The following is an 11,546-nucleotide window of genomic DNA, read 5'->3' as shown; positions in this document are numbered from 1 at the left end:
AGCACGCCGATGGACACCAGGCGTGATGACAGCGGGCAGCAGCAACACCGCGGTCGGAAGCGCCGCGTGACCGAAACGCCCGGGCCGACGCCGCAGGCCGCAGCCGCTGGCCAGCACCCTGCGGGGCAGATTGTGCTTGTATTCCAGGGGGGTGGGGCGCTCGGTGCCTACCAGGTGGGCGTGTACCAGGCGCTCCACGAGGCGGGCATCGAGCCCGACTGGGTGATCGGCACATCCATTGGCGCGATCAACGCCGCAATCATTGCCGGCAACGAGCGCGGCCGGCGCATGGCACAACTGGAGACGTTCTGGGCGTCGCTCGAGTGCCGCCTTCCCTTCGGCCGCGTGGCGCTGGCGCCGAATCTGGTGAACCCGTGGGCGAATCTGATGACGCTGACGCACGGCGTGGCGGGTTTTTTCACACCGAATCCGAACTCATGGTGGGGACTGCAAACGCAGGTGGGCGTCGAACGCGCTGCCTTCTATTCGACCGCGCCGCTCCGCGACACGCTGAACAGCCTGATCGACTTCGAACCGCCGAACCGCTGCGAGCCGCGACTCTCGGTTGGGGCGGTCAATGCCCGTATCGGCGCGATGCGTTACTTCGACAGCCGCTTTTGTCCGCTGCGTGCCGAACATGTGATGGCCTCGGGCGCCTTGCCGCCGGCCTTCCCCGCGATTCGCATCGATGGCGAGCCGTACTGGGACGGCGGCGTGTATTCGAATACGCCCATTGAAGCGGTGTTCGACGATAATCCGCGCAAGAGCTCGCTCATCTTCTCGGTGCATTTGTGGAACCCGACAGGATCCGAGCCGGATTGCATCTGGCAGGTGATGAACCGGCAAAAGGATATTCAGTACGCAAGCCGTGCCGCGAGCCATATCGCGAGACAGCAGCAGATTCACCATCTGCGTCACGTGATCAAGAAAATCGCCGATCACCTTCCCGCCGAATTGCGTGATACGGCGGAAGTACGCGATCTGGAGTCGTGGGGTTGCCGCACGACGATGCAGATCGTGCAGCTCGTGGCGCCGCGATTGATGAGCGAAGACCAGACCAAGGATATCGACTTCACGCCTGAGGGCATTCATACGCGCTGGCAGGCGGGTTACGCCGATACCAAGGACGCAATCGCGCAAGCGCCATGGTTGCAGGAAGCCGATCCACTGGCGGGCGTTGTGCTTTATGAGCACCAATCGCCTCAGCAGGAAATGGCATGACCGGGAAACGGGCATGAAACCGACCGAAAATTTCGATGCCATCATCATCGGCACGGGGCAAGGCGGTAATCCATTGGCCTCGGAGCTGGCGCGCGCCGGCTGGAGGACCGCGCTGATCGAGCGCCGATTTGTAGGTGGCACGTGCGTGAATTTCGGCTGCACGCCGACCAAAACGCTGGTTGCCAGTGCGCGCGTTGCCTATCTTGCGCGCCGTGCCCGCGACTACGGCGTGCGCGTGCCGAGCGTGACGGTCGACCAGAGAGCCGTGCGAGCGCGCAAGGACGCGCTCGTCGAGCGCTTTCGCAACGCCAGCACCGAACGGTTGCAGCGCACAGAGAATCTGACACTGCTCTTCGGTGTCGCATCCTTTGCCGGTAGCGACACGGTCGATGTGCGGCTGAGCGGGGGTGGCGAGCAACGCCTGGCTGCGCCGAAAATTGTCATCAATACCGGCGGGCGTCCGTTCATTCCACCCATTGAGGGCTTGTCCTCCGTGGCTTACCTCGATTCCACATCGGTGATGGAGTTGGATGCGGTGCCGGAGCACCTGATCGTCATCGGCGGGGGTTATATCGGGCTCGAGTTCGGCCAGATGTACCGGCGCTTCGGGGCGGAAGTGACCGTAGTCGAGCGTGATGCGCGCCTGGTGGCGCGCGAAGATCCGGACGTCTCGGAGGCGGTGCGGGCGATCTTCGAGGAAGACGGCATCCACGTTGATGTCAACTCGGCAGTCGAGCGCATCGAGCAGAATGCGAATGGCCGCATCACCGTCCACTACGTGTGCGAGGACTGTGCGCGCTCGGTGACGGGCACGCATCTGCTGATCGCGATCGGCCGACGCCCGAACACCGAGGAGCTGAATTTGCCCGCCGCGGGCGTGGTGACCGACAAAGCCGGCTACGTTACCGTCGATGCGACGCTGCAGACCAGCGCGGCCGGCGTCTACGCGCTCGGCGACGTCAAGGGCGGCCCGGCATTTACGCACATTTCCTACGATGATCATCGGATCCTGCGAGAGCGCTGGTTGAACAATGCCGATGCCAGACTCGGCGAGCGCCTGGTGCCGAATACGACGTTCATCGATCCGCAGCTCGGCAGCGTCGGTCTATCCGAAACCGAGGCACGCAAGCGCGGCCTCGACGTTCGCGTCGCGAAGATGGAGATGACCGGCGTGGCGCGGGCAGTCGAAATGGACGAGGCGCGCGGCTTCGTCAAGGTGATCGTCGAGGCGCAGACGGACCGGATTCTGGGTTGCACTGTGCTTGGCATCGAGGGCGGCGAAATCATGGCGATGCTGCAGATCGCCATGATGGGCAAGCTGCCGTACACGGTGCTCCAAGATGCGATCTTTGCGCACCCCACTCTGGCGGAGGGTTTGAACAGCGTCTTCGCAACGCTCGACAGCTGAGCTACGTAGACCTCCGGTGTCCCTCCACCGATCAATTGAGCGGTTGGCTCACTGAACCGCAATCGAGGCGGCAAGCCGGGCGCTCCGCGTTGCCGCCGGGAACCAATGGAAAACCGAGGGCTTCATTTCGAAGCTCGAGCATCTCAAGCTCGAGTCGGGTCTCTATAATTCGAGTTGTACATCGCGCTTGACCTGGCTCGTGGCCGAGCGCGTCTTCGGGCGTCGGTCGGCCACTGGAGACCGTCTGATCGAGCGGCCCGCGTTGTATCGCCCGTTCGGCTGGACTAGGGTTTGAATTGGTAGCAGCGGAAGCGATGGTCATCATGAAGCAAGGGATCATTCTCGCCGCCAGCGCCGCGGTGTTGCTTGCAAGCGCGGCGTTTTCGGCTCATGCGGACAAGCAGGTGCAGACCGAGGCGGGGGTGATCGCGGTCGAGGAGATGGCGCACGGGCTCGATCACCCGTGGGGCATGGCGTTTCTGCCCGATGGCCGCCTTCTCGTGACGGAACGCGCGGGAACGCTGCGAATCCTTGGGCCGGACGGCCGGCTCTCGGGACCGGTAGCGGGCACGCCCGAGGTGTACGCCGAGGACCAGGGCGGGTTGCTCGACGTGGCGCTCGACCCGGAGTTCAGCTCGTCGCAATTGGTCTATCTCTCCTTCGCCGAGCCTGGCGAGGGCGGGGCATCGACAGCGGTGGGCCGGGGCCGGCTGCGAGACGGCCGGGTCGAGGGCTTCAAGGTCATTTTCCGTCAGCAGCCGAAGGTCTCGGGCGGGAATCACTTCGGTGGGCGAATCGTCTTCTCACCGGAAGGGAAACTCTTCCTCACGCTGGGTGAGCGCTACCAGTTCGAGCCGGCACAAGATCTTTCGAACCATCTCGGCAGCGTCATTCGCATCAACCGCGACGGTTCGGTTCCGCCGGACAATCCTTTCGTCGGGCGGGCGGATGCGCGGGAGGAAATTTGGTCCTACGGGCATCGCAACATCGAGAGCGCCGCCATCGATCCGCGAACCGGCGCGCTGTGGATCGCCGAGATGGGCCCGCGTGGCGGCGATGAGCTCAATCGGCCGCAACCGGGCCGCAATTTCGGCTGGCCGATCGTCAGTTGGGGACGCCATTACAGCGGGATTGATATACCGGATCCGCCGACTCACCCCCGTTTTATCGATGCAGTCAAGCATTGGACGCCGGTGATTTCTCCTTCGGGGATGGCCTTTTATACCGGCGATGTTTTTCCCGCGTGGCGGGGCAGCGCGCTGATCGGCGGTTTATCGGCGCACGGGATCGTGCGCGTGAAGATTGACGGAGAAAACGCGGCCGCAGAAGAGCGCATCCCGCTCGACACCCGCATTCGCGACGTCGAGCAGGCACCGGATGGCTCAGTGTATGTGCTGACCGATCAGGATGACGGCAAAGTATGGCGGCTGACCCCCCGGCCATGACACCGTCGCGGGCGGTGGCATCGGGAGGCGATCGGGGAGGATCCCATTGCCGATTCCGGCGCGCCGTTGTCGTTGGGTGAGCGGGTGAGCACGGGAGAAGATCATGGACATTGTCAGGCGACGGGTGTTGATCGCCGGTGGCTTCGCGCTGACGGCGCCGATCCTTGGCCATTTCATTGTGGCGCTGCCCGCTTGGGCGGCGAGCGAGGACGGTTCCGGCTTCGCGGTGAGCCATACCGAAGCGCAGTGGCGGCAGCGGCTGACGGCTCGGCAATTCGATGTCCTGCGCGGCGAGGCTACCGAGCCCCGTGGATCGAGCCCGCTCCTCGGCGAGAAGCGCGAGGGGACGTACCACTGCGCGGGGTGCGACCAAGCGCTGTTCCGTTCCGAGACCAAGTACGATAGCCACACCGGGTGGCCGAGCTTCTGGGCCTCGATCGAGGGCGCGACCGGATCGCGTAAAGATCGCTCGCTGCTGTTCATGGTCCGCACCGAGGTGCACTGCAGCCGCTGCGGCGGCCATCTCGGGCACGTCTTTGAAGACGGGCCGCCGCCCATCGGTTTGCGCTACTGCATCAACGGGGTCGCGCTCAATTTCTCGCCCGGCTGAGGGATGGCAGTGTTCTGCCGCGTGGCCAGGGGACCGTGGACGCCCGGACGCTAGTGGTTTTTTTGTGCCGTATCGCTCGGGGACCGCAGCGGATGCACCAGGGTGCCGGGGTGGATGCGTTTGGCCAGCGGATGCTCGGGCGCGAGCTCGAGCGCAGCGATGATTGCGCTGGGTGGCTTGTAGCAGCAGACGCCGGGCGCCATGCGCTCTCGGGAAATCACATGATGGTTCGGGCCGATCCAGGCGATGAGCAGAGGCGCGGTGACGTTTTGCATATGGAAGTGAGGAATCCGGGGGGCGTGGTAGCTGAAATAGATGATCTCGTGGCGGATCTGCTCCGGGCTGGCGTATTGAAAGCCAAGCGCTCGGTCGCTCGAGGTGGCGCCGATCCGCGCCGTAACGGAGAGATCTCCGATGAGGAGCTGGTCAACCGGCAAGGCCGCGACGCTGCGCTGGGGTCTGTCGGCGAGGCCGTAGCGGCAGGCCGCGAGCATGATACCGGCGATGAGGGCGGTAAGGAGCACCTTTTTTGCCATTGACGAAGCTCTCGCAGAAAGGGTGGGTTGCGGACGGCGCGATGCGATCGCGTTGAGCGTATGGGCGCGCTTGCCGGACAGTGGTTTTACCCGTGTCGATCGTCGGATCGCCGCAGCGCCCTGGTTCCGGTGCGTCGTATCGGCCGGTTGCACAACGATGGCGCTACACGCCGCTCGCCGTATCGCCGGGTCGAGGCCTGAGCATGTCCACTTTCCGTATCATGACCGATATCGGCTGGCGTCGGGTGATTGTTACTGTCGTGAGCCCGCAGCGCGATCCGGCCCTGGATGAGGCGATCGCTGAGAAGGCGCGCGTGCAGGCACCGGTGATCTGGCTGCTTGGTAAGGTGCAGTCCGGAAAGACTTCCATCGTACGTGCGATTACCGGCTCCATGGAGGCGGAAGTGGGCGTTTCCTTCAAGCCCTGCACGCGTCGTTCGCGCGTCTACGAGTTTCCGCAAGACGTTCCGGTGGTCCGTTTCCTGGACACCCGCGGCCTGGGCGAGGTGGCCTACGATCCCGGCGACGATCTGGCCGTGGTCGAGGGCCACGCACACGTCGTGGTGGCCGTGGTGCGCGCGTTGGATCCGCAGCAAGAGGCGCTCTTGACGGTGCTGCGCGATGTGCGTCGGCGCCACCCGCACTGGGCGGTGGTGCTGGTGCAGACGCGATTGCACGACGGCTATCCCGATGACCGGGACCACCCACCGTACACGGAACTTACCAGCGCGCCTGGTCTGGAGGACCTGCGCCGCGCGCTCGCGGTGCAGGCAAGCCAGTTCCGCGGCCTGCCCGGCAACGGTGCATTCCGGGCGGTCGCGGTGGACCTGACCCGGCCCGAGGATCAATTCGGCGATCCGGTTTATGGCCTGGATGCGCTGCTCGACGCCCTGGACGAAGCCTGCTCGGAAGGCCGCGCCAGCCTCATCCGCGATCTGGGTCGCGCTGCCCGTGATGCGCGTATCACGCGGGTGCACCCGCATCTGCTCGGTTATGCCACCGCCGCAGGGATAAGCGATTTGGTCCCGCTTATGGGCTTTGTCACCGTGCCGACGCTGCAGGGCAAGATGCTGCACAGCATCGCGTCGATCTATGGCATTGAGTGGAACCGCCGCACGCTCAAGGAGTTCGTTGCCTCGCTGGGCACGGGAACGGCCTTGGGAATCGGCGTGCGCTTCTCCGTCCGCCAGCTTGTCAAGCTGATCCCTGGCTACGGGCAGCTCGCCGGTGCCACTGCCGCGAGCGCGGCAAGCGCGACGATCACTTACGCGCTGGGCCGGGCGGCCTGTTATTACCTCGAGCAGATGCGCCTCGGCCGGCGGGATCCGGCAGGCGTGGCCGATGCCTACCGTGGCGCGCTAAAAGACGCCTATGCCCATTTCTATCGCCATCGCGGCGGCGAAGCTCCGCCGCCTCGTGAGCGGGGTGACGCGCCATGAGCGAAGCATCGGCGTGGCGCCGCTGGTGGGTGGTTCTGCCGGCATTGGGCGCGCTCGTGCTGCCCGTGCTGGCGCTGATCCCCTTCGGTGCGCTGTGGCTATGGGAGCAGGGCTGGCTGCTGATATGGCTCGGCGCGGCAGCGGTGTTGGGGCTCGCAGGCTACGTTTTTGTTTACCGCCTGCGGCGCAAGGCCTTTGCCGCCCAGGGCGCAAAGCAGGAGCACGAGCTGGACGAGGCGCTGGCAATGGCGAATGCGGATTGGTCGCCGCGCGAACTTGCTGCCTGGGAAGCGGTGCAGGGGATGGCCGGGCAGGTGGCCCCGGAGATCGTCGCCGATCAGCAGCGGCTGCTCGCGACCGCCCGACGTGTTATCGAGCAGGTGGCGCGGCACTATCATCCGCAGGAGCGTCATCCCGTCTGGCGTTTTACCCTGCCGGAAGCCTTGCTGCTCACCGAGCGGGTGAGTGCGCGCTTGCGTGAGGTGCTGCTGACCCATGTCCCGGGTTCACACATGATTCGGGCCGGGCAGTTGCTGCGGCTCTGGGAGTTCAAGCCGGCCGCGCGGCGAAGCGCCGAGGTGTTACGTGGCATGACGCTCGCCTACCGCCTCGCGCGCTGGATGAATCCGAGCTGGGCACTACTCGCCGAGGCCCGCGCGCGCCTCTTGTCGGCGGCTTGGAGCGATGCGGGAGATTACCTGCGCCGCAAAGGCGCGCGGATCTGGGTCGAGGAAGTAGGGCGGGCGGCCATTGAGTTGTATTCAGGACGCCTGAACGTGGACGCCGAGCAACTGCACGCCGCGGCCGCAAGCGAGTCGTTCGGTCCAGGGGTGCGTGCCGCCGAGCTCCCGGGACCGTTGCGTCTGGTGGTGGCGGGTCAGAGACAGGCCGGCAAGTCCAGTCTGGTGAACGCCTTGCTTGGTAAGACGGCCGCCGGTGTCGACGTGCTGCCGTTGACCCGCGAGTTCAGTGGCTACGAATTGCAACGCGACGGTGTCTCGGAGGCGGTGATAATCGATACCCCGGGACTCGATGGGGAGGCGAGCCTGCAACGAATCGTCGACTGCGCCTGGGAAAGCGATTGCCTGCTCTGGGTGGTGGCTGCGCACCGCGCCGACCGCGGACTGGATGACGCCGCGCTCACGGCCGTGCGGGCACGTTTTGCCGCCGACTCGCGGCGCATCATGCCGCCCGTGTTGACGGTGGCAAGCCATGTCGACCGCCTGTCACCGGCCCGGGAGTGGGCGCCGCCCTACGATGTCGCCGAACCGGCATGCGCGAAGGCGATTGCCATCCGTGAGGCGCTGGAGGCGATCGCCGAGGATTTGCAGGTACCGCTCGATAGTGTGGTCCCCGCCCGGCTGGATTCAGCGGCGAGGCTCTACAACATCGACCTCCTGTGGGCGCTGTTGCTGCAGCGCCTGGAGCGCGCCCATCGCGGCCGAGCGTTGCGGATTCGTCAAGCCGTACCGCAACGGCCCTGGAGGCGGGTATTGCAGCAGGCGGCACGTGCCGGTCTGGGGCCACTATTTCGGTGACCCCGTTGGGCCCGTCGCTTGCTTTGAATTGCCGTCGCCCGCCAAGCGCCTGCATCGTTCAGTGTCAGCCTGCCTGGCCGGCGGCCTGGGGTTCCTGTCCGGCTTCGCCGAACAGCTCCAGCAGTCGCGGAATGAAGCGCCCGAGCTCAAGGGTCATGATGGCGAAGTCGGCATCGAAGCGTTCCGCGGCACTCTCCGGCTCACGATCACCGGCCTCTTCCTGCACGATGTCGAGAAACTTCACTCGTTTCACCGAGAGATCGGCATCCAGAATGCAGGAAAGTCGTTCATCCCAGGTGGCCGCCAAGCGGCGTGGGCGTTTTCCGGCCTTGATGTGGCCTTTGATCTCGCCGGTGGCGAGATTCTGCCGTTTGGCGCGTATCTCGGCCCCGCTCTTGTTCGGATCTTCGAGAACGGTTTCTTCGCCGAGCTCGATATCCGGTGGCGTGCGGTCATGCGCCAGCCATCCCGTCATGACACTCTGCGGGTTGACGCCCGACTGCAGCGGTCGAAGGGACAGTGTGCCGAGACTGGCACGCAAAAGCTCCGTGAGCTCTTCGGCCTGCCGCCAACTCGCGGCATCGATCACCAGCCAGCCGTGCTGGGGGTCGATGTAGCCCAAGGTGCGCTTGGTGGAGGTAAATGAACGGGGCAGGAGCTCCGCGATGATGTCTTCTTTCATGCGGCTCTTCTCCCGCCGGCCAAGCGGGCGGGATTCCCTTTCCTCGCGCTCGGCCACGCGCTCTTCCAGCACGTCGCGGATCACGGCCGCAGGGAGAACACGCGTTTCCTCCTGCAGGCAGACCAGCAACGCACCATTGGCCGCATGGACGAGCTGGCGGGATGTTCGTCCAAGCGGCGGCACCCATCCCTGAACGGCGAACTCGGCGCGGCTGACGGGCTGAAACGCAAACTGAGCAAGCCTTTGCTCCAGTACCTCGGCCGAATAGGCGAAAGCCTCACTCAGCTCGTAGATGCACAGATTCTTGAACCACATCGCAAGCGCTCTCCTTCTTCGCTTCGAGTAAACCGCAGGACATTACCGCCGCAGAAGGCGGGCTGTGGCGACCGATGAGCCGGGCGACGCCTTCCGGTACCGCGGCTGACTTTCCATCCCAGGGCCATGTCGAGGGGCCGTGGCAATTCCACCTCACGCCTTGCCGTATGAGCGAGGCGAAATAAGCCCCGTGGAGAGGCCCCTCGTGTGCATGACGGTATGTGGAATTCGCCATGATAGACCACGTGCCGGAGGCGGTGGGATCGAATTTCGGGCACGAAAGTCCGGGTTCGGCCCGGCGAGCAATGGGCCGGGCGCGCTGGCCGGGCTGCAGTGAGTTTGTCAAACTGCAGATATGCGTACCCAAGCGAACCGCCCCGTGATCGGAATCGCCCTGGGCAGCGGCTCGGCTCGAGGCTGGGCGCACATCGGCGTATTGCGCGGCCTCGGGGAGCTCGGCATCAGGCCGGACCTGGTCGCCGGCACCTCCTGTGGTGCCATCGTCGGCGCCATGTACGCCTGCGGTCATCTGAGAATCTTTGAGCGTTGGGTACGCCGCCTGAGTCGACGCGAGGTGATTAGCCTGCTGGACTTGGCAGTGGGCGGCGGCGGTGGATTCTTCGAAGGCAAGCGGCTGATCCATTTGTTCGTTCAGAGCTTCGGCAACCTGCACTTCGATCAACTACGCCGCCCGTTGGGCGTGGTGGCCACCGACCTCTATACGGGTCGTGAACACTGGCTGCGGGAGGGCTCCGTGGTTGAGGCCATTCGGGCATCGATGGCGTTGCCCGGGCTTTTCACGCCCTCATACCAGCGAGGCGAGTGTCTCGTCGACGGCGGTTTGGTCAATCCCGTCCCGGTCTCGCTCTGCCACGCCATGGGGGCGGAGGCGGTGATTGCCGTCAACCTCAACGGCGACCTCCTCGGACGGCATCTTCAGCCTTCCGTCATGCAGGCGCCGCCGATGCCGGACCCGGTCGAGACGACAACGACGGACGAGGAGGGCGTCGAGACCGGCGATGCGGGTCTGTTCAACCGGGTATCGGCACAGTTGCGCGGTCGTGCGGCCGTGCTGTTGAGTCAATTTCGTACCGGCTCGCCAGCGGCGGGGCCGGGGCTGTTCGATGTGATGACAATGGCGGTCAACATCATGCAGGATCGTATCACGCGCAGTCGCATGGCCGGCGATCCACCGGATTTGTTGCTCAGCCCACGGCTGGGGCGGATCGGGCTGCTGGAATTCGCGCGCGGGGCAGAGGCGATCGATGAAGGCTACAAGGTCGTACGGCGTATGCAACCTGCCATTGCTGATTTCCTGGCCAACGTCGGTTACGAGCGCGGTCGATCGTAACCCTCTGCGGCCGGGCGCTCGGGAGTGTTTATAATCGACGTTCCTTGCATACAATCAATCATTCGTACAACAACGATGGGAGGTGACCTCGTGGCGAGGACCGAATCCACCATGCTCACGCTGGGCACTAAAGCCCCTGATTTCCTACTCTACGATACCGATGAAAACATGGTCGCCCTCGCGGATTTCGAAGACGCCGAGGGCTTGCTGGTCATGTTCTTGTGCAATCACTGCCCGTACGTCAAGCACATACAACAGGGCTTGACCGCCTTCGCCCATGACTACCAGGCGAAAGGGCTGGCTATCGTGGCGATCAGCTCGAACGATGTCGAAAAGTATCCGGACGACAGCCCCGAGCGCATGAAGGAGGAGAAGGAAAAGGCCGGCTACCCTTTTCCGTACCTGTACGATTACACGCAGGATGTCGCTTCGAACTATCGGGCGGCCTGTACCCCGGATTTCTTCCTCTTCGACCGGGATCGCCGGCTGGTCTATCGTGGACGCTTCGATTCCAGCAGCCCGGGCAAATCGGAGGCTGTCACAGGCGAGGACCTGCGTCGCGCCGCGGACGCCTTATTGGCCGGCGGCGAGATACCGGAGCCGCAGTACCCCAGCATCGGCTGTAACATCAAATGGCTGCCGGGAAATGAACCGGAGTATTTCCAGAGTTAGCCCGCGGGTTGCGTGAACGGCACCGTGCGGGTTGGGCGCCGGATGTCTTCACGTACGCATACGCCGGCGGATTCGATCATTGCGGCGCAGCTGCTCGAGCTCATCCTGTGAGGGCAATGCCGGCCGATCGCGGATGCGATCGACTATGCAGAGAAAGCCGAGTGGCTCGCCGCCGGTGGCGTGGAATTGATGGAAAGTACCTGGGGCGATATAGATGCAGTCGTGCAGGCCGATGGTTTCCACCCGGTCGCCGAGAATGACTTCGCCGCTGCCGCGTAGTACGACGACCGTGTGCGGATGCTGATGATGCTCCAGCGTCGAGTACCCTT

General features: G+C 64.5%; 11 protein-coding genes. 8 read left to right on the top strand and 3 right to left on the bottom strand.

Annotation, left to right across the window (positions count from 1 at the left end):
• From AC52Q4_RS05770 to msrB, 4 genes are all read left to right on the top strand, one after another.
• The coding region (locus AC52Q4_RS05770; protein ID WP_495535850.1) for a patatin-like phospholipase family protein at positions 1–1,221 on the top strand (1,221 nt) is incomplete at its 5' end.
• 13 nt (positions 1,222–1,234) lie between these two features.
• Positions 1,235–2,629, top strand: coding sequence for a mercuric reductase (locus AC52Q4_RS05765; protein ID WP_495535849.1), 1,395 nt, complete (start codon positions 1,235–1,237; stop codon positions 2,627–2,629).
• 323 nt (positions 2,630–2,952) lie between these two features.
• Positions 2,953–4,074: a PQQ-dependent sugar dehydrogenase gene (locus AC52Q4_RS05760; RefSeq protein WP_495535848.1), complete on the top strand. Its 1,122-nt coding sequence runs from the start codon at positions 2,953–2,955 to the stop codon at positions 4,072–4,074.
• A gap of 103 nt (positions 4,075–4,177) precedes the next feature.
• On the top strand, positions 4,178–4,684 hold the full coding sequence (msrB, locus tag AC52Q4_RS05755; protein ID WP_495535847.1) for a peptide-methionine (R)-S-oxide reductase MsrB: 507 nt from the start codon (positions 4,178–4,180) through the stop codon (positions 4,682–4,684).
• Positions 4,685–4,734: 50 nt separating this feature from the next.
• Here msrB and AC52Q4_RS05750 read toward each other — a convergent pair whose 3' ends face one another.
• Positions 4,735–5,220 (bottom strand): DUF192 domain-containing protein, encoded by a 486-nt coding sequence (locus AC52Q4_RS05750; protein ID WP_495535846.1) that lies wholly within the window; start codon positions 5,218–5,220, stop codon positions 4,735–4,737.
• 203 nt (positions 5,221–5,423) lie between these two features.
• Between AC52Q4_RS05750 and AC52Q4_RS05745 the strand changes: the two genes are divergently transcribed.
• A complete protein-coding gene (locus tag AC52Q4_RS05745; RefSeq protein WP_495535845.1) occupies positions 5,424–6,659 on the top strand; it encodes a YcjF family protein in 1,236 nt (411 codons plus the stop codon).
• A complete protein-coding gene (locus AC52Q4_RS05740; RefSeq protein WP_495535844.1) occupies positions 6,656–8,197 on the top strand; it encodes a GTPase family protein in 1,542 nt (513 codons plus the stop codon). The genes AC52Q4_RS05745 and AC52Q4_RS05740 overlap by 4 nt, the downstream gene beginning before the upstream one ends.
• A gap of 64 nt (positions 8,198–8,261) precedes the next feature.
• Here the strand turns inward: AC52Q4_RS05740 and AC52Q4_RS05735 are convergent, their stop codons facing one another.
• Entirely contained in the window at positions 8,262–9,194 is a 933-nt protein-coding gene (locus tag AC52Q4_RS05735; protein WP_495535843.1) for a recombination-associated protein RdgC, read from the bottom strand.
• A gap of 379 nt (positions 9,195–9,573) precedes the next feature.
• Here AC52Q4_RS05735 and AC52Q4_RS05730 point away from each other — a divergent pair, with 379 nt between their 5' ends.
• Together AC52Q4_RS05730 and AC52Q4_RS05725 are read left to right on the top strand one after the other, a co-directional pair.
• Positions 9,574–10,545 (top strand): patatin-like phospholipase family protein, encoded by a 972-nt coding sequence (locus tag AC52Q4_RS05730; protein ID WP_495535842.1) that lies wholly within the window; start codon positions 9,574–9,576, stop codon positions 10,543–10,545.
• 90 nt (positions 10,546–10,635) lie between these two features.
• Positions 10,636–11,217, top strand: coding sequence for a thioredoxin family protein (locus AC52Q4_RS05725; protein ID WP_495535841.1), 582 nt, complete (start codon positions 10,636–10,638; stop codon positions 11,215–11,217).
• A 48-nt stretch (positions 11,218–11,265) separates the two neighbouring features.
• Here the strand turns inward: AC52Q4_RS05725 and AC52Q4_RS05720 are convergent.
• Positions 11,266–11,546: cupin domain-containing protein (locus AC52Q4_RS05720; protein ID WP_495535840.1), on the bottom strand; the 281-nt coding region annotated here is incomplete at its 5' end.

Source organism: Nitrococcus sp., from assembly GCF_059432795.1.
Note: the sequence above shows the minus strand (reverse complement) of the source record. Positions and strands in the feature narration are given on the sequence as shown.